This is a genomic window from Deinococcus metallilatus (genome assembly GCF_004758605.1).
GTDB classification, from domain to species: Bacteria; Deinococcota; Deinococci; order Deinococcales; family Deinococcaceae; genus Deinococcus; species Deinococcus metallilatus.
In genome coordinates this window covers 2,850,500-2,872,198 of record NZ_CP038512.1, presented here as the reverse complement: position 1 = coordinate 2,872,198, position 21,699 = coordinate 2,850,500, and the positions used below count along the sequence as shown (strand labels likewise).

20 protein-coding genes are annotated in these 21,699 nt (G+C 72.1%); 5 read left to right on the top strand and 15 right to left on the bottom strand.

The annotated features are described in order from the left end of the window. Positions 1 to 17 precede the first annotated feature (17 nt). On the top strand, positions 18 to 1,775 hold the full coding sequence (locus tag E5F05_RS20045; protein ID WP_241687249.1) for a stalk domain-containing protein: 1,758 nt from the start codon (positions 18 to 20) through the stop codon (positions 1,773 to 1,775). 88 nt (positions 1,776 to 1,863) lie between these two features. Here E5F05_RS20045 and E5F05_RS20040 read toward each other — a convergent pair whose 3' ends face one another. The 3 genes from E5F05_RS20040 to E5F05_RS20030 are packed head-to-tail and all read right to left on the bottom strand — an operon-like array spanning position 1,864 to position 3,978. Further along, positions 1,864 to 2,736, bottom strand: coding sequence for a 4-(cytidine 5'-diphospho)-2-C-methyl-D-erythritol kinase (locus E5F05_RS20040; protein ID WP_129120403.1), 873 nt, complete (start codon positions 2,734 to 2,736; stop codon positions 1,864 to 1,866). Positions 2,737 to 2,743: 7 nt separating this feature from the next. Next, a complete protein-coding gene (gene ispD, locus E5F05_RS20035) occupies positions 2,744 to 3,418 on the bottom strand; it encodes a 2-C-methyl-D-erythritol 4-phosphate cytidylyltransferase (RefSeq protein ID WP_129120402.1) in 675 nt (224 codons plus the stop codon). Continuing rightward, complete coding sequence (locus tag E5F05_RS20030) at positions 3,415 to 3,978, bottom strand: UbiX family flavin prenyltransferase (RefSeq protein ID WP_129120401.1); 564 nt, start codon at positions 3,976 to 3,978, stop codon at positions 3,415 to 3,417. The genes ispD and E5F05_RS20030 overlap by 4 nt, the downstream gene beginning before the upstream one ends. A 33-nt stretch (positions 3,979 to 4,011) precedes the next feature. Between E5F05_RS20030 and E5F05_RS20025 the strand changes: the two genes are divergently transcribed. Both E5F05_RS20025 and E5F05_RS20020 read left to right on the top strand, forming a co-directional pair. Beyond that, entirely contained in the window at positions 4,012 to 5,241 is a 1,230-nt protein-coding gene (locus E5F05_RS20025) for a cytochrome P450 (RefSeq protein WP_129120400.1), read from the top strand. Continuing rightward, positions 5,238 to 6,404, top strand: a complete 1,167-nt coding sequence (locus E5F05_RS20020) for a YbfB/YjiJ family MFS transporter (protein ID WP_241687248.1) — start codon at positions 5,238 to 5,240, stop codon at positions 6,402 to 6,404. Before E5F05_RS20025 ends, E5F05_RS20020 begins: the two co-directional genes overlap by 4 nt. Before the next feature lie 4 nt (positions 6,405 to 6,408). Here the strand turns inward: E5F05_RS20020 and E5F05_RS20015 are convergent, their stop codons facing one another. The 6 genes from E5F05_RS20015 to E5F05_RS19990 all read right to left on the bottom strand — a co-directional run bounded on the left by E5F05_RS20015 (position 6,409) and on the right by E5F05_RS19990 (position 11,179). Continuing rightward, positions 6,409 to 7,011, bottom strand: a complete 603-nt coding sequence (locus E5F05_RS20015; RefSeq protein ID WP_129120399.1) for a response regulator transcription factor — start codon at positions 7,009 to 7,011, stop codon at positions 6,409 to 6,411. Next, positions 7,008 to 8,168 (bottom strand): sensor histidine kinase, encoded by a 1,161-nt coding sequence (locus E5F05_RS20010; RefSeq protein WP_129120398.1) that lies wholly within the window; start codon positions 8,166 to 8,168, stop codon positions 7,008 to 7,010. Before E5F05_RS20010 ends, E5F05_RS20015 begins: the two co-directional genes overlap by 4 nt. A gap of 62 nt (positions 8,169 to 8,230) precedes the next feature. Continuing rightward, on the bottom strand, positions 8,231 to 9,028 hold the full coding sequence (locus E5F05_RS20005) for an ABC transporter permease (RefSeq protein WP_129120397.1): 798 nt from the start codon (positions 9,026 to 9,028) through the stop codon (positions 8,231 to 8,233). Between the two features lie 21 nt (positions 9,029 to 9,049). Next, entirely contained in the window at positions 9,050 to 9,586 is a 537-nt protein-coding gene (locus tag E5F05_RS20000; RefSeq protein WP_129120396.1) for a CcdC protein domain-containing protein, read from the bottom strand. Continuing rightward, entirely contained in the window at positions 9,583 to 10,485 is a 903-nt protein-coding gene (locus E5F05_RS19995) for an ABC transporter ATP-binding protein (RefSeq protein ID WP_129120395.1), read from the bottom strand. Before E5F05_RS19995 ends, E5F05_RS20000 begins: the two co-directional genes overlap by 4 nt. Positions 10,486 to 10,918: 433 nt before the next feature. Beyond that, positions 10,919 to 11,179, bottom strand: a complete 261-nt coding sequence (locus E5F05_RS19990; RefSeq protein ID WP_129120394.1) for a DUF6582 domain-containing protein — start codon at positions 11,177 to 11,179, stop codon at positions 10,919 to 10,921. Between the two features lie 97 nt (positions 11,180 to 11,276). Here E5F05_RS19990 and E5F05_RS19985 point away from each other — a divergent pair, with 97 nt between their 5' ends. Further along, the gene (locus E5F05_RS19985; protein ID WP_129120393.1) at positions 11,277 to 11,882 is read left to right on the top strand and encodes a single-stranded DNA-binding protein; all 606 of its coding nucleotides are present in this window, start codon (positions 11,277 to 11,279) and stop codon (positions 11,880 to 11,882) included. Positions 11,883 to 11,886: 4 nt separating this feature from the next. Continuing rightward, positions 11,887 to 12,648, top strand: coding sequence for a metallophosphoesterase (locus E5F05_RS19980; protein ID WP_129120392.1), 762 nt, complete (start codon positions 11,887 to 11,889; stop codon positions 12,646 to 12,648). 15 nt (positions 12,649 to 12,663) lie between these two features. Here the strand turns inward: E5F05_RS19980 and E5F05_RS19975 are convergent, their stop codons facing one another. The 6 genes from E5F05_RS19975 to E5F05_RS19950 form a co-directional block, all read right to left on the bottom strand. Continuing rightward, on the bottom strand, positions 12,664 to 13,380 hold the full coding sequence (locus E5F05_RS19975) for a M48 family metallopeptidase (protein WP_129120391.1): 717 nt from the start codon (positions 13,378 to 13,380) through the stop codon (positions 12,664 to 12,666). Positions 13,381 to 13,421: 41 nt separating this feature from the next. Then, positions 13,422 to 14,279, bottom strand: coding sequence for a KPN_02809 family neutral zinc metallopeptidase (gene ypfJ, locus E5F05_RS19970; RefSeq protein WP_129120390.1), 858 nt, complete (start codon positions 14,277 to 14,279; stop codon positions 13,422 to 13,424). 161 nt (positions 14,280 to 14,440) lie between these two features. Further along, positions 14,441 to 17,860: an efflux RND transporter permease subunit gene (locus tag E5F05_RS19965; protein ID WP_129120389.1), complete on the bottom strand. Its 3,420-nt coding sequence runs from the start codon at positions 17,858 to 17,860 to the stop codon at positions 14,441 to 14,443. After that, positions 17,857 to 19,134, bottom strand: coding sequence for an efflux RND transporter periplasmic adaptor subunit (locus E5F05_RS19960; protein WP_129120388.1), 1,278 nt, complete (start codon positions 19,132 to 19,134; stop codon positions 17,857 to 17,859). Before E5F05_RS19960 ends, E5F05_RS19965 begins: the two co-directional genes overlap by 4 nt. A 5-nt stretch (positions 19,135 to 19,139) precedes the next feature. Next, complete coding sequence (locus tag E5F05_RS19955; RefSeq protein ID WP_129120387.1) at positions 19,140 to 20,177, bottom strand: TolC family protein; 1,038 nt, start codon at positions 20,175 to 20,177, stop codon at positions 19,140 to 19,142. Next, the gene (locus E5F05_RS19950; RefSeq protein WP_129120386.1) at positions 20,174 to 21,628 is read right to left on the bottom strand and encodes a TolC family protein; all 1,455 of its coding nucleotides are present in this window, start codon (positions 21,626 to 21,628) and stop codon (positions 20,174 to 20,176) included. The genes E5F05_RS19955 and E5F05_RS19950 overlap by 4 nt, the downstream gene beginning before the upstream one ends. Between the last annotated feature and the right edge of the window lie 71 nt (positions 21,629 to 21,699).

The following is a 21,699-nucleotide window of genomic DNA, read 5'->3' as shown; positions in this document are numbered from 1 at the left end:
ATACTTCCCGGGTGCCTGTGCCCGCCCTCCCTCTGCTCTCGCCCCTGCGCCGCGCGGCCCGGCGCGGGTCCCGCACGCTGCTCGCCGCGCTGACCCTGGGCCTGACGGCCGCGCCCGTCGCCGCGCTAGGTGCGGTGCAGCTCACCGTGACCCCCGACCAGACGGCCGCCTATGTCAACGGCGAGGCCACCCAGCTCCTCGCGCCGCCCCGCCTGCTGAACGGGCGGACCATGCTGCCGCTGCGCGAGACGGCCGCCCTGCTGGGCCAGACGCTCGTGGAGTCGGGCGGGCAGGTGCAACTGGGCCGCCTGACGGTGGACACGGGCCGCAACGCGGCTTTTCTGGCGGGAGCGGCGCAGCCCGACGGCAGCGTCACCAGCGTGGGGCCGACCCTGTACGTCAGCGTCCGCCTGCTCGCCGACGCGCTGAACGCCAACCTCACCGTGGACGAGAACGGCCGGACCCTCACCCTCACGGCGCTGCGCGAGGGGGGCAACCCGCTGATGCCCCAGGCCCGCTTTTCCACCGACAAGACCACCTACGCGCCGGGCGAGCGGGTGATCTTCACCGAGTATCCCTTCGACCCTGACGGGGCCGACATCGTGGGCCGCAGGTGGACGGGGCGGCAGGACGTGTACTTCCAGCCCGGGACCTACACCGTCACCTTGCAGGTCACCAACAGCCGGGGCCTCCAGAGCGTGCCCTTTTCCCGCATTATCCGGGTGGAGGGCGCCCCGGTGGATACGCCCCTCTCCTACGCCCTGAAGTACGCCGAACCCGGCGACCGCTTTCCTGACCCGCAGGTGCTGAGTTATCCCGCCGTCAGCGCCCTGCCGGTGAGCGGCCCGAGCACCCCGCTGCTGTTCAGTGACAGCCCCGAGGCACCGACCCAGAGCGGCGTGCTGTACCAGGACAGCGTGGCGGGGCGGGCGCGGCTGCTGGCGTACCACCTGAACGCGCTGGGTCGGCCCGCGCGGCTCTATATCCTGGCCCGCAACCTGGAAGGGCGTCCGGTCGAGGTCCGCACCGAGCGCCTGGGTGAGACGGCCCCCACCCGCATCGAGGCCCTGCTGGGCCAGGTCACGCTGCTGGACTACTTCGCGGGCCTGGGCGGGCACGTGCTGAACCTCGCGCCCGGGCAGAGCGTGGCCGTCTATGCCAGCCCCACCCTGAACGCGGGCAGCGGCGTGAACGTGATGCAGGACCTGATCACGTCGGGGCGGGTGGAACTCACCTTCGTGATGCTGGAAGACACCCTGCCGCCCACCGCGCAGGTCGTGCAGCAGCTTCCCTACCTCCAGCCCGACGACCGGCACCAGCGCGGCACCTTTCCGAACGCGGTGCGGTCGCTGCGCGTGAACCTGACCACCCTGCCCGCCCGGCTGGTAATCGGGGACGGCCAGGTGGACCCGGCCCTCACCGGCACCGACATGCTGACGGGCCGCCCCCAGCGCCTGATGGGCAACTACGGCGTGCTGTACGACCTGGAGGTGAACGGGGTCGCCGGGACCGCCGTCGCCTTCAGCCCCCGCGGCGGCCTGTACCGGGGCGCGATGAATATCGGGGACGGCCCAATCACCCAGGCCATCAAGCTGCCCCGCAGCGGGAACGCCCTCACGCCCGACCAGCCCGTGCTGCTGTGGCGGCCCCAGACCGACCGCCTGAACATCGACTTCGTGCCCGCCAGCGGCAGCAACCTGCCGATCAGCCTGGTGTTCTACCGCACGCGCCTGCAACCGGGCTTCGGCGGGGTGCTCAAGACGTACCAGCCCTGAAGGCGCCGCGTGACGGTCAAACCGCCGAACGGTCTGACCGCCTGAAAGCGTCGGAGGCCCCCTCTTTCTAGACCGGCACGCCAGCGCCCTACAGCGTCCTTGTCGCCACCACCCACCACCCCGGCTGCCGGGCCTGAATCAGCCGGGCGGCGTCGTGCGCCTGGTCGTCACTTCCGGCCAGGGCGAAGCAGGTGGCGCCCGAGCCGCTCATCAAGGGCGAGCGCAGGCCTGCGCCCGACAGGGCCGTAAGGGCGGCCTGAATGGCCGGGTGGCGCGAGGCGACCGGCCCTTGCAGGGCGTTGAAGTACGGCACGTCGCGCCGGGCGGTGAGGGCGGCGAGGATGCCTTCCACGTCGAGGGCCGGGGTGAAGGCCTCCTCCCCGTCCAGCCAGGTGTAGGCGTCCTTCGCGCTGACCTCCACCCCCGGATTGACCAGCACCAGCGGCACGCGCGGGACCGGCAGCGGCGTCAGGACTTCCCCGACCCCCTGCGCCAGCGCCGCCTGCCCCAGCAGGAAGAAGGGCACGTCCGCCCCCAGCGTCAGGGCCAGGGCGGGGAGGTTCACGGGCGCGGGGTACAGCCGGGCCAGGGCCATCAGGGCGGTCGCCGCGTCGCTGCTGCCGCCGCCCAGGCCGGAGGCCAGCGGGAGCCGCTTGCGGAGGGTGATCGCCGCGCCGCCGCTGGCCCCCGCCGCGGCCAGGTAAGCCCGCGCCGCCCGGTAAACCAGGTTGCGTTCGTCGGTGGGGAGGGCCGCCCCCTCCACCCGCAGGGTCAGCGTGTCGGCGGGCGCAAGTTCCAGATCGTCGCCCACCGCCAGCGGCACCATGACCGAGTGCAGTTCGTGGTAGCCGCCTTGCCGCAGGCCACGCACACTGAGGCCCAGGTTGACTTTGGCGGGGGCGAGGTAGGAGGCGGCTTGGCCGCCGTCTGACGGTCTAACGGTCAAAGGGTCTAGGGGCATCCGTTCCTCAGGACGTAGCATCCCACACCGCCGCCACCGCCTGCGCGAGGGCCAGGTCGCCGGGGGTGGTGACCTTGAAGAGCCGCGCGTCGCCGGGGACCAGTGTGACCGGGAAGCCCAGCCGCGCAATCAATCCCGCGTCGTCCGTCGCGCTGAAGCCTTCGGCCCGCGCCGCCGCGTGCGCCCGCAGCAGCAGCTCGCGGCGGAAGCCCTGTGGCGTCTGCACCGCCCACAGGCCCGCGCGGGGGACCAGGTCCGCCCATCTGCCCCGCTCGCCCCGCACCAGGGTATCGGCCACGGGCAGGGCGGCGGTGGCGGCGCCGGTTTCCGGGACGGCCTCCAGCAGCGCCTGAACCACACCTTCCGGCAGGAAGGGCCGCGCCGCGTCGTGGACCAGCACCACGTCCGCCGAGGTCGCGTGCAGCAGGCGCCAGACGCTCTCCTGCCGCGTCTCGCCGCCCGGAATGGCCCGCGCCGGGACGCCTTCCGGCAGGGTGAGCCCCTCCGGCAGCGCCACCAGCACCTCGTCCACCAGGGGCGCGAGGGCGGCCACGCTGCGGGCCAGCAGGCTCTTGCCCGCCACCTCCACGAAGGCCTTCGGCCCCCGGCCCAGGCGGGTGCCGGACCCGGCGGCGGGAATCAGGGCGGCGGTGCGGCCCGCCAGGAAGCAGACGCCGGTCACGCTTCTGCCTCCTTCCAGCGCCGGAACCCCGGCACGTCCAGCCCGAACTGGTCCAGCACGCGGGCGGTGACGAAATGCAGCAGTTTCTCTACCGTGTCCGGCGCGTGGTAGAAGCCGGGGCTGGCGGTCATGACGGTCGCACCCGCGTCGAAGGCACTCAGCATGTTCTGGAGCATGGGCCGCGAGAGAGGGTCTTCCCGCAGCACCAGCACCAGCCGCCGCCGTTCCTTGAGGGTGACGTGCGCGGCCCGAGCGAGCAGGTTGTCCGCAAAGCCGCCCGCCACCTTCGCCAGCGTCCCGGCGCTGCACGGCACGATCAGCATGCCGTCGGTGCGAAGGGAACCGCTGGCGATGCTGGCCGCGAGGTCGCGGTCATCGTGCGTGACGCGGGCCAGGGCCGTCAGGTCCGCGAGCTGGGGGCCGCCTTCCGCCGTCATCACGCGCTTGGCGCCGCTGGTGACGATCAGGTGCGTCTCGACCTCCAGTTCCCTCAGCGCCCGCAGCACCGACAGCGCGTAGGGAATGCCGCTTCCGCCGCTCACGCCCACCACCAACCGCATGAGGCGCAGCGTAGCAGAGGAGTAGGCTGGGGCATGACTGCTGCCCTTGACGCCGCCACGCTGCTGCAAGGCTACTGGCAGGGCGCGCACCTGGAAGACCCGCCCGCCTACCTGGACCGTGTCCGGGCCGTTTCGCCGGTGCTGTACGACCCCGGTCTGGGCTTCGCGCTGCTGACCGGTCATGCCGAGGTGAACGCGGCCCTCAAGAGTCCCCACGTCCGCACCGGCAAGGTGGGAGGCGACCCGGCCTTCATGCAGAGCGAGGCCGCCCGGCTGATGGCCCCGATGATGCTGTTCCACGACGGGGCCAGCCATACCCGGCTGCGCTCCCTCGCGCAGCGGGCCTTCACGCCGCGTGTGCTGGAGGAGAGCCGCGAGTTCATCACCGCCCTCACGGATCACCTGCTCGACGAGGCCGCCCGGCAGGCCCGCGCCAACGGGGGAGAGGTGGACGCGGTGAGCGCCCTCGCGGTGCCCCTCCCCGTCAGCGTGATCGTGCAGATGCTGGGGCTGAGCGGTGCGGACGCCGACCGCTTCAAGACCTGGGCGGGCAGCGTGACGGATCTGCTGGGCGGCGTGAACGTCACCCCGGAACGCTGGGCGCAGGTGGAGGCCGACGCCACCGCCATGCGCCGTTACTTCCGCACCCTGGCCGACGACCTGCGCGCCCACCCCCAGCCGGGCCTGCTCTCGGCCCTGGCCGCCGCCGAGGACGAGGGGGGAAGGCTCAGCGGGGAAGAACTCCTCGCCAACGCCGTGCTGCTGCTCGTCGCCGGGCACGAGACGACCAGCAACCTGATCTCGGGGAGCCTGCACGCGCTGCACGCCTGGCCGGGAGAGTGGGCCTGGCTGGCCGAGGACCCCGAGGCCCGCGCCGGAAACGCGGTGGAGGAACTGCTGCGCTTCGTCTCCCCCGTGCAGAGCACCGGACGGTTCACCACGGCGCCCCTGACGGTGGGCGGGGTGGAATTGCCCGCCGGGTTGCACCTCGGCCTGAGCCTGGCCGGGGCCAACCGCGACCCGCGCGTGTTTCAAGACCCGCAGCGCCTGAACTTGAGCCGCGAGAACGCCCGATTGCACCTGAGTTTCGCAGCGGGCGCGCACTACTGCCTGGGCGCGAGCCTGGCCCGCATGGAGGCCGCCATCTTCCTGACGTGCTTCCTGCACCGCTTCCCCGACTACGGGGTGCCCGAACAGCACCTCGCGTACCTGCCAAATTTCACGCTGCGGGGGCTGCGTGCCCTGCGCCTGAACCTCGCTTGACCGTCCCCGAACCGCTCGCCCGCGCCCTGTGGCGGATGGCCCTGCTCTCCCTCGGCGGCGCGGTCGCCCTGGGGTTCGCGCGCTTCGCCTACGCGCTGATCCTGCCCGCGATGCGCGCGGACCTGCACTGGTCCTTCACGCTGGCCGGGGCGATGAACGCCGCGAACGCCGTGGGGTACCTGCTGGGTGCGCTGACCGCCACCCGCGCCGCCGCCCGCTGGGGGCTGCGGGGCGTCTTCGCGGGAGGGATGGCGCTGACCGCCCTCTCCCTGCTCGCCTGCGCGCTCACGGGGGTGGCCCCGGCGCTGCTCGCCCTGCGGTTCCTGGCGGGGGTGGGGGGCGCCCTGGTGTTCGTGACCGGTGGCGCGCTCGCCGCCCTCGCCGCCCGCGCCCATCCGGAGCGCAGCGCCCTGCTCCTGGGTGTGTTCTACGGCGGGGCGGGCCTGGGCATTCTGGCGTCCGCGCTGCTGCTGCCGCCGCTGCTCGCCTCCGGCTGGCGGGGGGCCTGGGCGGTGCTGGGCGCGGTGTCGCTGCTGGCGCTGGCGGCCACCCTCCCGGCGCTGGCGCGTCTGCCGGACCTGGTGGCGGGTGGGGCGGGCACCCGGCGGGCCTCCCTCGTGCCGCTGGCCTGGGCCCTGGCCGCCTACGCCGCTTTTGGTGTCGGGTACATCGCCTACATGACCTTTATCATCGCGTTCCTGCGGGCGGGTGGGGCGGGCGATCTGGTGACGATGTTCTGGGCGGTGCTGGGCGCGGCGGTGATGCTCAGCGCCCTGGCCTGGCAGCGGCCCGCCACCCGCCTCCCCGGCGCCCGCGCGATGGGCGCGCAGATGCTGACGCTGGCCCTGGGTGCGGCGCTGCCCCTGCTCTCCACCTCGCCCGCCGCGCTGCTCGCCTCCGGGCTGCTGTTCGGTGGGAGCTTCCTGGCGGTCGTCACCTTCACCACCATCCTCACGCGGCGCACGCTGCCCGAAGCGGCCTGGGGTCAGGGCATCGCGGCCTTTACCGTGATTTTCGCCGCCGGGCAGACGCTGGGGCCGCTGCTGACCGGGGCGCTGTCGGACGCGGCGGGGGGCCTGCGGGCGGGGCTGGGCGTCTCGGCGCTCGTGCTGCTCTTCGGGGCGGGCTTGGCGTGGGGGCAGCCCACGGCGGCAGATCGCTGAGCGGTCACAGCCAGCCCTGCTCGCGCGCCTTGCGCGCCGCCTCGATGCGGTTCTCGCAGCCGAGTTTGCTGATCGCCTCCGAGAGATAATTGCGGACGGTGCCTTCCGAGAGGCCCAGCCGGGCGGCGATGGCGGCGGTACTCGCCCCGGCCTCCGCCTCACGCAGCACCTGCCGCTCACGCTCGGTGAGGGGATCGCGCTCGCCCCACGCCTCGGCAGCCAGGCCGGGGTCGATGGCCCGTCCACCTGCATGGACACGGCGAATGGCCTCTGCCAGGTCGGAAGCGGGGGCGTCCTTGAGGAGATACCCGCGCGCCCCCACTTCCAGCGCGCGGCGCAGATACCCGGCCCGCGCAAAGGTCGTCACGATGACCACCCGGACCTCCGGGCAACTTTCCCGTAGCCGTTCGGCCAGGTCCAGCCCGCTCAGGCGTGGCATCTCGATATCGGTGATCAGCACATCGGGCCGTAGCTCGCAGGCCAGCTTCAGGGCCGCCTCGCCGTCCGCCGCGGTGCCCACCACGTCCAGGTCGCCTTCCAGTGACAGCAGCGCCGCCAGCGCCCCCAGCACCAGCGCCTGGTCCTCGGCCAGCAGCACGCGGATCACTGGGGCCTCCGGCGCGGCGAAGAAGGCAGAGGGCCAGAAAGGCGTTCGCTCCCGGCTCTCGGCCCGCTGCCCTCTGCGCCCGGGAAGCTGGCAACGAGCCTCGTTCCCGCTGTCCCGTCCCGCGTGAATTCGCCGCCCAGAGCGCGCACCCGTTCGCGCATGGAGGTCAGCCCGGTGCCTTCGGGGGCCGCTCCGCCCACGCCGTCGTCCACGATTTCCAGGCGGGAGTAACCGCCCGCCCGCGTGATGCTCACCCGGCACTCGCTCGCGCGGGCATGGCGGACCACGTTGGTGACCGCCTCGCGCAGCACCATGCTCATGCCGTGTTCGACCTCGGGGGGCAGCGGGCCGGGCTGGCCGCCGTATTCCAGGCGCACGCCCGCCGCGTCCAGCGCCACCTTCGCGCGGGCGAGTTCGGCCTTCAGGCCACTGCCCCGGTAGCCGCTGACTGCCGCACGGACCTCCGAGAGAGCTTCCCGGCTGATGCGTTCCACCTCGCGGATTTCCCCGGCGGCGCGGGCGGGGTCACGTTCGGCCAGCTTGCTTGCCAGTTCGCTCTTGAGCACGATGACCGACAGGGTATGGCCCAGCAGGTCGTGCAGGTCGCGGGCGATGCGTTCGCGTTCGGCGTCGGCGGCCAGGGCTTCCTTTTCGGCCTGCACTTGGGCGAGGCGGTCACTGGTGATCCGCTGACGGTAGCTGGCGTGGTTGGCGTAGGCCGCCACCAGCGTGAAGACCACGTTCGGCACCAGCCAGCCGAGGTCGCCCGTCCCGTACTGCCCGGTCCAGAGCGGCAGGACCATCACCTGGGCGTTCAGAAAGGCCAGCCAGAGCGCCAGCGCGACGCTGCCCTGCATCCCGATCAGGCTGCCGCCGTAGATCAAAAAGGCGCTCGCCGTGCCGCCGATCACGGGGAACAGCAGCAGGTAGGTCAGCAGCGTGTACGCCCACCCGATCAGGGCCCAGCGTTCCGAATGGGGCCGCATGAAGACCCGCCAGTACACCGCCAGGAAGCCCGCCAGGAGGCCCCAGAACAGCGCCGCCTGCGCGGGGGTGCGCGCCTCCCCGAAAAAGCCGATGACCGGAAAGCCCAGGAACATCAGCCACAGCAGCGGGAACACGTCCCAGACGGTGAGTCGCTGTCGGAACACCTTCATGCCTGTCCTCTCTCCCGCCGGGGAGCCGGGAAGCGCCTGCCCCCGGCCCCTCCCGCCCCGCCCTATTCTCCGCGCGCCTCGTCGCGGCGGTAGGCCCACGCGGCGACCAGGGCGAAGACCAGCGTATACCCGGCCAGCCAGACCCAGTGCGGTGCATCGTTTCCCTGCCCCGCGAGCGTATTCCAGCCGATCTGCGCGAGGTGGTAGCTGGGCAGGTAAGGTGCGAGGTTCTGCACGAACTTCGGGAGCTGATCCAGCGGCACGAACAGCCCCGAGCCGAAGGACACCAGCACGCTGATGATCTGGGCGATCACGCTGGCGCTGGTGGGGTTCGCCAGGAAGCCGATGCACAGCCCCAGCGCGATCAGCGACACCATGCCCAGCAGCAGCTTGCCCGCGATCAGGAGGGCCTGCCCGGCGGGCAGGGTCACGCCACCCACGAAGTGCGCGAAGGCGTACAGCAGGGCCAGGCTCAGGGCGCTGAAGAGCAGCGCGGCGATCACCTTGGCCAGCAGATACAGCGGCGCGGGCAACGGCGAAGCGCGCAGCAGCCGCAGCCAGCCCCCGGTGCGCTCGCTGGCGACGGCGGCCCCGAACGAGAACATCGCCAGCGTCAGCAGCGAGTAGGTGCCGAAACTCACCAGGATGTACTGCCCGACATTCACCCCGGCGGCCGTCTTCTCGTGGACGGCGGGCAGACCGAACAGCGCGAAGAACAGGATGGGAAAGCCCAGCGTCGCCAGCGCGAACATCGGATTGCGGGCCAAACGGCGCAGTTCGGCCAGCACGAGCTGGGTGAGGAGCGGCAGCAGGGGCGCGCGGCGGGCGGAGACGGCAGCGGTGGGCGTCAGGGTGGTCATGATGAAATCTCCTCGGGGGGTTCAGGCGAGTCGGGGAGCGCGGGCCGCGTGCAGGACCAGCCAGGCATAGGCCGTCTGGTACGCCACGAACACCAGAAAGAGGGCGGTGGTGAGGGGGCTGCTGCCCGCGAAGCTGGCCGGATCGAAGCCTGCCGCCCCCGTCTGCACCTGCCCGGTCACGAAGGGCCACAGCCGCCACAGCAGCCGCAGCACGAACAGCAGGAACACGCCGCCGCCAATCCAGATGTTGGGCACGTAGCGGGTGGCCTGGCCGTCCGCCCCGAAGTCGAAGCGGGTGTGGTGCGCCGACCAGAAGGCCAGCCCCGCGCCAACCAGTGCGCCCAGCAGCGCCGCGCCGTAGCCCGTGAGCGAATGGGGCGCCAGCAGGATCAGCCCCGCGAGGAGCAGCAGGAGGACCGGGCGGCGGGCCAGACGGCGTCGGCCCCGTTCGTCCAGCGGTTGCGGGGTGGCGAGGCGCTGAAAGCGGCGCAGCAGCACCAGCCCCACCAGGGCCAGCCCCAGCAGCGACGGCAGCAGCGCCGGATGCACGGCGGTCATGCGGGCACCGCCTGCGGGCTGGCCGTCAGGCTCATGAAGGCGTCTTCCAGGCTGGCGCGCGTCACCTCCAGTTCACTGAAGGGCAGACCGGACTGCACCAGCGCCGTGACCAGGGCTTCCGGCGTGCGGGTGGTGAGGGTGGCGTGCCCGCGTGCGTCCACCTCGGCGGCCTCCACACCCGGCAGGTGCCGCAGTTCGGCCAGCACCAGATCGGACGTGAAGCGCACACGCGCGGTGGCGATGCGGGCGCGGAGCTGTTCGGGGGTCCCGTCGGCCAGCAGTCGGCCCGCGTTCATCACCACCACCCGGTCGGCGGTGCGTTCGGCCTCCTCCAGATAGTGCGTGGTGAGCAGGATGGTCTTGCCCGCTTCCTTCATGCGCTCCGCCGCCGCCCAGAAGGCCTGCCGGCTCCCGGCGTCCATGCCGGTCGTCGGCTCGTCCAGGTACAGCACCGCCGGATTCCCGACCACCGCCAGCGCAAAGGCCAGCCGCCGCGCCTGCCCGCCCGACAGCGCCCCGGCCCGGCGATCCGCCAGCGGCAGCAGGTCGGCCAGGGCCAGCGCCTCCTCCACGTCGAGGGGTGCGGGGTACATGCGCGCAAACAGCGTGACGGCCTCGCGCACCTTCAGGGCGGTGGGGAGGGCACTTTCCTGCGGCATGGCCCCCACTTCCGTCCGGGTGCGGCTGTCGCGGGGATCACGCCCCAGCACGCGCACCGTTCCCGCCGTCGGCCGCAGGAGGCCCAGCATCAGCCCGATGGCCGTCGTCTTGCCCGCCCCGTTCGGCCCCAGCAGCGCCGTCAGTTCCCCCGCGTGGAGACTCAGATTCAGGTCGTCCAGCGCCCGCACCCGCCCGAACGTCTTGCTCACGCCGCGCAGTTCAATCGCTTCTCCGTTCATGCCCCCAGCTTGCGCCCCGTCTCCCGGTTGCCCCAGTGCGGCCTGTCAGGGGGGCGGGGTGACAAATGTCAGATGCATAACAGAGGGGGCGACGGCCCTGTTAGACCGCTTTCGCCTGCGTGCGGGTTGCATGACAAGCGGGAACCGGGGAGGCCACCCCTCGACAAGAGGAAAGGGCATTCGCTGCGATCAACAGCGAATGCCCGGAAAGGTGGGGCTCTCTTGACTCACAAGAAGCCTACCAGGAAACGGGTTCAACCGAGGCAGATTCTGGAATGGGTGGCCCTCATCACGGCTATCCTGACCATGCTGAAACTTCTCGTTGAACGGATTCGACTCCTCACCTGAGCTAAAGCCTCCCGTGCGTGCCCGCCGCGTCCAGACTCGCCCAACGGCAAGCCCCCGGCTGCCAGGTCGGGGGTTGCTGCTGACGTCAGCCCTTGCTGCGGGCCGCCTTCACCACCGCGTCGTCGTCACTCAGCTCGATGCCGTACTTTTGGGCGGCGTCGACAATCTTCTGGGCAGCCTGGTGTTTTGCCTCGCCGCTCTCGAAGTCGGTCTGCGAGAAGCGGGCGACGGCGTTTCGCACGTGCGTTTCGTCCTCGATGGGGAGATGCCGCCCGCCCTGCCGGTCGATGTAGGCGAACTGCCGGTCTTTCAACTGCTCGCGCTGCTTGTCGGAGAGTTCACTCATGGTGCCTCCAGCTTGCCGCCTCCGGCTGAGGGCCGGGGCACGGCTGGGTCAAGAAAGGTTCAGCAGGGGGGCGGTTCGCCCGCTAGACTCTGCCCATATGGCCGACCTTGACCGTGTCCGTGAGGCCCTGCGCGCCAGTCTCACCGCCTGGGCGGTGGCGGAGGTGCGGGGGGACCAGGCCCGCGTGACCCTCGCCCCCGCGCCCGATGCGCTCGCCATGCACCTGGAGCGCGTGGACCCGGGGTGGTCGCTGACCTGGGCCTGCGAGAGCGTCGCGCCGCCCGTCGCGCGCGCCCGCCTGAGCGTTCTGGGCGCCACCCGCGAGGGCCTCGCCAGCGGCCACACCTTGCAGGACGCCAAGCTGCGCGCCCTGGCCGACGCCGCGCGCTTCTTCGGCGTGCCCACCCCCACCGAGGCGCAGTGGGTGGAATACGACCCGGAGGAAGGCCCCAACACCGCCGACCTGGACGCCGAGGCCGAAGGAGCCGCCGCGCCCGCCGCCCGCCCCGCGGCCCGACCCCCGGAGCCGCCCCGCGATCCCCAGATGGAAAAGGCCCGCCGCCATATCGAGGACCTGCTGGAGCAGCTCAAGGCGGCGGGCAAGGGCGGCGAGGCGACCCGCGTGCTGCTGCGCGGCTACGGCGAGACGGTGGAGGAAAGCCGCGCCATCTACAAGGAACTCCAGGCGATCCTGAGGGGCTAGGCCAGTGCAGAAGTTCATCGCGGTGGGCGACGTACATGCCGACTGGGCCGGGTTGTGGGCGGCGTTGCGGGCAGCGAGCTGTGCGGACGCCGACCTGCGGCCCACCCCACCGGTGCAGGCCGGGCTGTATCAGGTGGTGCTGATCGGTGACCTGGTCCACCCCAAGAACGAACGCGATTACGCGCGGTTGACCGGCCTGGCCCGCTTCGACCCGCGCAACCCCGATCACCTCTTCCTAGCGGCGCGGGAGCAGGTGAGGCACCTCGAACAGTTGCGCGCCTACCAGGCCGCCGCCCCCCACGCGGTCCACCTCCTGCTGGGCAACCACGACGCCGCCGTGCTGAATCCCCATTATGTGCTGGGGACCAGCAGCGGCCTGATTCACGTGGAGTTCGACCCCGCGCATGGGGGCCTGCACCTGCCCGAACACCTGCGGGCCTGGATGCAGGGCTTTCCCCGCGAGTTGCGCGTCGGGAACGTGCAGTTCGCCCACGTCTCCCCGCTCCCCGCCCACCTGCACTACGACGACCTCTTCTACGCCGACCCCAGCACCAAGCGCTGGTTCCGCGACAGCCCCGAGTACGTGCGGATGGCGGGCCTGAGCTTCGGCGTCTACGGCCATACCCAGCCGGGGGGGGGCGTGCTGCTCGACGAGGCGGCGGGCCTGGCGATGATCGACGCGCTGCACGAGCGCGAGTATCTGGAACTGCTCCTCAATCCCGCGCGGCCGGACCCCGTGCAGGCGGTGCGGGCGGTCCCCTTCTAGCCGGGCGCGGCGGGTCTACAACGGCGCCAGGGCCGCCCCGTGTTCCCGCAGCCAGGCCCGCCAGCGGGTGTGGTCGGGCATCTGGCGGGCGACGTGCGCCCAGTAGCGGGGCGAGTGGTCGAAGACCAGGAGGTGGGCGGCCTCGTGCAGCGCGACGTAGGCGGCAACCTCGCGGGGCGCGCGGCTTAGGGCCCAGTGCAGGCGGATGTCGCCCCCGGCGCTGCAACTGCCCCAGCGGGTGCGGGCCCCCGTCAGCCGCACCTGCCCCAGCCGGTCCCGGGCCCCCAGCGCGTCCGCGTACCCCTCGGTCAGCGCCCGCAGTTCGGGGAGGGCCGCGCGGCGATACCACGCCTCCACCTGCCGGGCCAGGTCCGCCGGGTCGCCGGGCGGCAGATGCACCTCCAGCCCCCGCCGCCCGGCTACGCGCGTGTCCGGGGTCAGGCGCAGGGTGAGCGTCTGCCCGAAGAAGGGCAGCGGCGAGCCGTCGGCCAGCGGGAGGGGCGGGGCCGCCCGCGCCGCGTAGGTGGCGAGGTGCCGTTCGGCCCAGCCCCGTTTGGCCTCCACGAAGTCGGCAATCCGGGCGAGCGGCAGGTGGGCCGGTGCGTAGACCGTGACCGTCCCCGGCTGGACCCGCAGGGTCAGGGTGCGCCGCCGCGCGCTGCGCTTGAGCTGCACGGGAACGCCCCCGACCGTCCAGTGGGGCTGGGGTCGGGGGCGGGCCGGGGCGGACATTCGCCTATAAGAGCGCGTCGGGCCGCGCCGCGGGTGAGTCCTCAGAGCTGGCCGTAGTTCTGGCCGAAGGTGTCGCAGTTGTTGGGGTTGCCGCTCTTGAAGCCGGTCATGAACCAGTGGACCCGCTGCGCGCTGGTGCCGTGGGTGAAGGAGTCGGGCACCACGTAGCCCTGGCCCGCGCGCTGGAGGGTGTCGTCACCGATGGCGGCGGCGGTGTTGACGGCCTCGGTCACGTCCTGCTGCGTCAGGTTGGCGAGGCTGGAGACGTGGTTGCCCCACACGCCCGCGAAGCAGTCGGCCTGGAGTTCCAGGCGCACGCTGTAGCTGTTCGCCTCGGCCTCGCTGCGCGCCTGCCGCTGCGCCCGCTCGACCTGATCCGAGATGCCCAGTTCGTTCTGGACGTGGTGGCCCACCTCGTGCGCGATCACGTAGGAGTAGGCGAAGTCGCCGCCGCCGCCCAGGCGCTGGTTCATCTCGTTGAAGAAGCTGGTGTCGAGGTAGACCTTCTGGTCGAGGGGGCAGTAGAAGGGACCGACCGCGCTGCTGGCCTGCCCGCAGGCGGTGTTCACGTACCCACTGTAGAGGTGCAGCTTGGGCGGCGTATACGTGCGCCCGGCCTGCTGGAAGATGCCCGACCAGACCTGATTGGTGCTGCCCAGAATCCGGTCCACGAAGTCGTAGGTCTGGTCCGGCGCTCCGCTCTGGGTGGGCGCCTGCGTCTGGGTCGTGGGCGTGTTGCCCCCGCCCAGCACCGAGCCGGGGTTGATGCCGAAGAACATCGCGATCAGGGCAATGATCAGGCCACCGATGCCGCCGACCGCGATGCCACCCCCGGGCAGACCGCCGCCCCGGCCATCCTCGACGCCGCCCCCGCTGCTGGGAAGGTTTTTCCAATCCATAGTGCCCCTCGCTCCCTTGTCCGGCCGGATGCCCCGGCCCCTTGACGGTTTGGGGGCATTCTAGGCGCGCGCTCCTGACGCGGTCTTGAGCGAAGCTGCACCAAAGGTCAATGAACAACCGCGCCGCCGGGGGTGGCGGGCGCGGTGGTGTGGAGGCGGGATCAGTCCCCAGCCGGGGCCAGGGTGGGCGCCTCCTCCGGCTGCGGGGGCCGCTGACGCCGCCGCTCGAACTGGTAGAAGACGCTGGGCACCACGTAGAAGGTGAGCAGCGTGGAGGTGATCACCCCGCCCAGAATCACGATCCCCAGGCCCCGGCGGAACTCGGCCCCGCTGCCCTGCCCGAACACCAGCGGGAGGCTGATCACCAGCACGGTCAGGGTGGTCATCAGGATCGGCCGGAAGCGCAGCTCGGCGGCCTCGATCAGCGCCGCGCGCAGGGGCAGCGACCGCATCCGCTCGGTCACGAACTCCAGGTACAGGATCGAATTCTTGGTCGAGAGGCCCAGCAGGATCACCATGCCCAGCACCGTGATCACGTCCAGGTTCACCCGGAAGAGGTGCAGCGTCCACAGCGCCCCCACGATGGCCAGCGGGATGGGCAGCAGCAGATAGACCGGGTAGCGGAACGAATTGAACTGCGACCCCAGCACCAGATACGTGAGCAGCACCGCCAGCACCAGCACGATGGGGCCGTAGAACACCAGATCGCCGGTCAGCCCCGAGCTGCCGAAGGCGCTGGCGTTGCCCAGGGTCACGTTGCCGGTGAGGAGGCCTGCCTGACGGACCTTCTCGATGATCGTCTGCTGGTACGCGAAGGGGTTCACGCCCCCCTTGAGGTTGATGTTCAGCGTGGCGGTGTACGCCTTGTTCAGGCGGCTGAGGGTGGCCGGGGCCTGCCGCAACTGGAAGTTGCCGAGCTGCGCGAGCGGAATGTTCGCCCCGAGAGAGGGCGAGTACACCGTCTGTGACAGCAGGCTCTGCTCGCCCTGCACCTGCGCGGGGTCCAGCCTCACCACGATGTCCACGCTGCGGTCGCCGTCGCGCAGGGTCCCGCCCACCGTGCCGTCGTTGTAGGTCCGCAGGGCCTGGGCCACGTCGCTGGCGCTCAGGCCGCTCCCGGCCAGGCGGCTGGGGTCGGGCACGAAGGTGCGTTCCTGGCGGGTGGCGCTCAGGCTGCTTTCCACGGTCCGGATGTTGGGGTCGGCGGCGAGCAGCCGCAGCACCGCGCGGTTACTCTCGGTCAGCCGCGCCTGGTTCGGCGCGGTCAGCGCGAGGCTGAGGTCGTAGCGCCCGCCGGGGCCGGTCTGCTCGGTCGCCACCCGGACTTCCGCCCCCGGGACAGCCCCGGCGATCTTCGAGAGGTCCCGCGCGTAGCGGGCGGTGAGCGTCTCGATGCCGGGCCGCTGCGCCTTGTCCACCAGGGTCACGGTCAGGTTGGCAGTATTCGCGTTCGTGCCGCCCAGCACGCCGCCCGCGCCCACGCTGGTCTGCACCAGGCTCACCTCGGGCCGCCGCAGGAGATCGGCCTCGACGCGGGCGGTCAGGGCGTTCGTGCGGGCGAGGTCGGTCCCGGCGGGCAGCTCCACGTCCACCGTGAGGATGCCGCTGTCACTCTTCGGCACGAAGGAAAAGCCCACCCCGCGCATCGCCAGCGGCACGCTCAGCAGGAACAGCCCGGCGATCAGCATCACCACCCAGGGCCGCCTCAGGGCCGCGCCTACGCTGCGGGCATAGGCGCGCGCGGTGCCCATCACCGCCCGGTCGGTGAAGCCGTGCAGCGTGCCGGTCAGGGCTTCGAGCAGCGCCAGCAGCACCGTCAGCACGTACCGCACCAGCGTCAGCAGCACCGGCGCGAGGAGGACGGCCAGGACCGCGACCGCCGGAGTCGGGAGGGCCGTCGCCCGGTCCAGGGCCAGCCACCCGGCCGCCCCCGCCAGCGCCAGCAGCAGCAGGCCCGGCAGCGTGCGGACCCCGGCCAGCGCCTCGCGGAAGAAGCGTGGCAGCCGCGTCAGGACGCCCGGCACCTGCCCCCAGCCGAGGGGTTCGGGGTCGCGGGTGTAGGCCATGCGGACGGTGAGGAACAGCAGGCTTTCGAGCCAGCTCATCACGATGGCGGCCGCCAGGCCCAGCCCGAACTGGCTGAAGAACTGGCCCAGGATGCCCGGCATGAAGGAGAGGGGAATCAGCACGGCCAGCAGCGAGAAGGAGGCGGCGGTGACGGCGGAAAAGACCTCGGAGCCGCCCAGCAGCACGCTCCGCAGCAGGCTGTAGCCCATGTCGCGGTACCGCTGCACGTTCTCCGCCACCACGATGGAATCGTCCACCACGATGCCGATAGCGACGATGATCGCCAGCAGCGACACGATGTTGAAGCTGAAGCCCAGCAGGCTGTACAGCAGCGGCGCGGCGCTGATGGAGATGGGAATGGCCAGAATCACGGCGAAGACGGTGTTGAGCCGTCCCAGGAACAGCAGCACGATCACGCCGACCGCCGCGATGGCGAGCAGGAACTCGCGGAAGGTGTCGTGGACGGTCGAGCGCGTCTCGCGGGTGGTGTCGCTGGCGAGCGTGAGCTGGTACCCGGCGGGGAGGGCCTGCGCCTCCATCGCCTGCCGCACGGCGTCCGCGACCGCCACGCTGTTCGTGCCGCTGGCCTTGCGGACGTTCAGGAGCACGGCGGGCTGCCCGTTCACCCGGGCGTAACTGGTCGCGCGGGCGGTCGTGTCGCGCACGCTGGCGACATCCGCCACCCGCAGGCCGGAGGCCGGGTCCACCACGATCCGCTCCACGTCGCTGAGGCTGGTGGGCGTGTTGCGGGTGGAGAAGGCGACCGTGTTCCCCCCCTGCGTGAGGCTCCCGGCGGGCACGTCCAGCGCGGAGGCCTGGATCGCCGCCGTCACCCGCCCGGGCGCGAGGTTGTAGGTCTGGAGCCGGGCGGGGTCGAGCAGCACCTGAATCTGCCGCTCCGGGCCGCCCGACACGCTTACGTCGGCCACGCCGGGCACCCGCTCCAGCCGGGGCACCAGCGTGTCCTCGGCGTAGGTGGTCACGTCGGCGGCGTGGGCGGGGCCGCCCAGCAGCGCCAGCGTCAGGATCGGCGTGGCGTTGGGATCGAACTTCTGCACGACCGGGGCGTCCGCACCTTCCGGCAGGGTCGCCCGGATCGCCGCCACCGCCTGCGACACGCTGTTGGCCGCCGAGTCGATATTGGTCTTGTCCGCGAAAGTGATCACGACCGCCGACTGGCCGCTCACGGAGGTGGTGTTGATGTCCACCACGCCGCCCAGCGTGCTGACTGCGTCCTCGATCCGGCGGCTCACCTCGCGGTCCACCTGATCGGGCGTCGCACCGGGGTAAGAGGTGCTGACGGCCAGCACCGGCACCTCGAAGTTGGGCAGCAGTTCCACGCCCAGCCGGGTGGCCGCGATCAGCCCGAACAGCACCGCCATCACGAAGATGCCGATGGAAAAGACGTAGTTGCGGACGCTGAAGCGCACGGCGGGATGCACGGCGGGTTCGGGCGTGCCGTCCGGCAGCTTGCCCCGTGGGGCGCTGAATTCCGGCGGGTCGTGCGTGCTCATGAGGCTCCTCCGCCCGCGCTCTCGCGGATGCTCGCGCCGTCTTGCAGGCTGGCGGGGACGGGCGAGATCACGTGCGCCCCGGCGTCCAGCCCGCGCACCGCCACCCGCCCCTGCGACTCCGCCACGACCGTGACGGGAACGCGGCGGGCCACGCCGTCCTCGGCCACGTACACGGCGTTCTCACCGCCGTCCACCTGGATGGCGGCGGTGGGGACCAGCACGCCGCCGCCCAGCACGGTGCGGTAGCGGACCTGCGCGGTCCCGCCTACCGGAAGGTTCTTGCCCCCCTGCACGCGGGCCGTGACGGGGACCAGCCGGTCCTTGCCCGCCACACCGCTGGCGTCCTGCACAGTGGCGACGTAGTTCGCGCCCCCGTAGCTCAGGGTGAGTTCGGTTCCCGGGACCAGCGTGGCCGTGTCCCCCGGCGTCACGCTGAAGGTGGCCTTGAGGCTCCCCTCGTCCACCAGACGGAAGACCGGGCTGCCCTGCCCGGCGAATTCGCCCTCCTCCACTGCGAGGGAGGCGATCACGCCCGCGAAGGGTGCGCGCACCTGCGTCCGGGCCAGGTTCTCCTCGGCCTGCTGCACGCCCGCCTGCGCCTGGTCCAGTTGCACCTGGAGGAGCGCGAGGCTGCCCTGCCCGCCCTTCCCGTTCTGCGCGAGGTTGTTGCGGGCCTGCGCGAGCTGGCTTTCCGCCTGCGCCTGCGCGCTGCGCGCGGCGGTGAGGTCAGCCTGGCTGATGCCGCCCAGGGCGTAGAGGCTCGCGGCGCTCGCGGCGTCCTGCCGGGCCTTCTGGAGGTTCGCCTGGGCAGCCTGCAGGGCGGCCTGGAGCGAGCCGCTCGCCTGCCCGGTGTTCGTGCGGGTCTGGTCGAGGTTGATCTGGGCCTGCCGCACCTGGAGGCGGGCATTGTCCAGCGCCTGCCGCTGCTGCGTGTCGTCCAGTTGCACCACCACCTGCCCGGCGCGGACGTGTTCGCCCTCCTGCGCCAGCACCTTTGTGACGGTGCCGCCCGTCTGCGCGGCCACCTGGCTGTCGCGGTCGGCCCCCAGCGTGGCGGCGGCGGTGCGCTGCACGGTCAGCGTCCCGGCCCGCGCGGGGACGGTCTGCACAGCCAGCGCGGTGGTCTTGGCGGGCGCGGCGTCGAGGTTGTTCTGGGTGGCGGTCGTCGTCTTGGTCGTGCTCTGTCCCGCCGTCTTCCCGCCGCCCGGCGAGCAGGCCGCCAGCAGCAGGAGCAGGGTGAGGGGCAGGGCCGCCCGCAAGGGAGAACGGTTCATCCGCCTCACCCCACCAGTCCGGTCACGTCGTTGCCCGACGCGGCGGAGAGCGCGGCCAGCGCGCGCCAGAGGTTGTCCTGGGCCTGCGTCACGCCGAAGCTGGCCTGCTGCGCCTGCACCTGCGCCTGCTGGACCTCGACGGCGGCGGCGGTCCCGGCCTTGAGGCGGGCCTGCGCCTGCGTGAGGGTGGTCTGGGCGTTGGCCGCCTGCTGCCGCGCGAGGTCCACCTTCTGCTGCGCGTCCTGCACCGCGCGGTAGGCGTCGCGGACCTGGGTACTCGCGCCGCGCTGGGCGCCCTCCAGGTCACGCCGGGCATTGGCGAGCGCGGTTTGCGCGTCCTGCAAGGTGCGCGCCGGGGTGTAGTCGTTGTCGGAAATACGGACCTGAAGGGCCGCGAACTCGGCCCCCTGCGCGGCCTGCACCAGCGTGGGCAGGCGTTTTTCCAGCCCGTTCTGGAGGCCCGCCAGGGTCACGCTCAGCTTGGGCGGCCCGGGAGGCGCGGCGAGCTTCAGGTCCGTTCCGACATTCAGGCCCAGCGTCCGGGCGAGTTGCGCTTCCAGCACCGGGAGTTGCGCGCGGGCGTCCGCAAGTTCCTGGCGGTTCTGGTTCAGGCTGGTCTGGGCGCGGTTCACGTCGAGTGGGGTGGCGACCCGGGCCCTCAGGCGGGCCTGGGCAATCTGGAGATTGCGCTCGTCCAGCGCCACCTGCGCCTCGTTCAGCGTGATGCGTCCGGCGGCCTCGTAAGCGGCCATGTACTGCGTGATGACGGTCTGCGCGACGTTCATCTTGGTGCCCGCCAGCGTCGCGTCCGCCGCCGCTGCCCCCTGCTGCGCCTGGGTGAGCGTCGTGATGATGGCGCTGGGGTCGGCCTGGGTGGCCTTGAGGGTCGCCTGCGCTTTCTGGAGGTTCGCGCGGGCGGTCGTCACGTCCGGGCCGCTGGCGAGCGCGCGGCTGACGGCGTCCGGCAACGTGAGGCTCACCGTCTGCGCGGCGGCGAGGGGAGCGGCAAGGGTCAGGGCCAGCGTGAGGGTGAATCGCTTCATGGACGGGCCTCCGGGGCGGGTGGGGTCGGGAGCGTGGGGGTCAGGAGGGTGGGATCGAGTTCCGTCGTCGCCTGGCTCAAATGCAACGAGGCGAGGTAGGCCTGAACGGTGGCGTTGTCCACCGCGAGCTGCGCCTGCGCGACGTTCCACTGGGCCGCCTGCACGTCCAGCTCGGTGGCGAGTCCCGCCGCGAGCCGGGCCTGCGTGGTGGCGAGGGCCGCCTGGGCGCGGGTGAGGGCCGCGCTCTGGCTGGCGAGGGTGTCCAGGGCCGTCTGAAGGTCGCCGGAGCGTTGCCGCACCTCCAGATCCACGCTCTGCCGGGCGTTGTCCAGCGCCACCTGCGCCAGTTGCTCCCCCACCTGCGCGGAGGCGAGCGCGGTCCCCTTCCCCCCGCCGACCACCGGAAAGCTGCCGCTGAGGCTGAGAGCTACCCCGCTGGGTTGCTCGCCGGGGTCGCGCAGCGGCAGGCTGACCTGCCCGGCCAGCACGCCCGTCTTCACGTTCAGGCTGCCGCCCACCGTGCGGCCCGCCGTGGTCTGGGTGGTCCCCAGTTGCCCGTACTGCACGCTGGCGGTGAGGTCGGGCAGCCGCGCATCCCGTTGCGCGGCCCGCACCTGCGCCTGCGCGTCCGCGAGGTCGTTCTGCGCGCGGGCCACCTCCGGGCGGGCGGTCAGGGCGCGGGCAATCAGCGCGTCCAGCGGGCCGGGGTCACGCGGCGCGGCGGGGAGGGGACCGAAGGCGGCCGCGTCGGTGGGCAGCGTGACGGCCTGGCCCAGCAGGTTCGCCAGCCCCCGCGCCGCGAGGTCCACGTTCGCCCGGGCCTGCCGCTGCGCCGCCTGGGCGTCCGCCACGGCATCCCGCGGGGCCAGCAGGCCCTCCTCGGTCAGCACGCCCGCCGCGCGCTGCGCCTCCGCGATGGCCAGTTGCCGCTGACCCAGCGCGAGTTGCGCGTCCGCCAGCGCGAGGTTCGCCGCCGCATTCCGCGCCGCGTAGTACGCCTGGACCGCATTCACGGCGAGGTTCTGCCGCGTGGCCCGCAGGTCGGCGGCGGCGCGGTCCAGGGCACGTTCGGCGCTGCGGACCGCCTCCAGCGCGGGTGACCAGGGCAGCACGCTGACCGAGGCCTGCGCGGTCACGGTGGTGTTCAGCGTCAGGTCACCCGAGGACAGGGGAACCTTGACCGCGCTCGCGTCGGCCCCCACGGTGACGTTCAGCCCGGCGCGGGCACGCGCGCTGTCCAGCGCCAGCGCCGCGCTGCGGTACTGAAGGTCGGCGCTGCGCCAGCCGGGGCCGGACCGCAGCCGCGTCAGCGTGTCCGCCAGAGTGAGAGGGGCAGCACTCGCCGGGGCGGGCGCGCTCTGCACGGTGGGAGAGGCCGTCTGGGCTGCCGCGTCCGGCGAGGCCAGGAGCGCCAGCGAGAGCAGCAGGAGAAAGGAAGGTGGGGAACGCAAGAAACACCTCGGGCGAGCAGCGTGAGAAGGGATGGGTGAGTCACGACTTACTTACCTGCTGAAGTACGAGA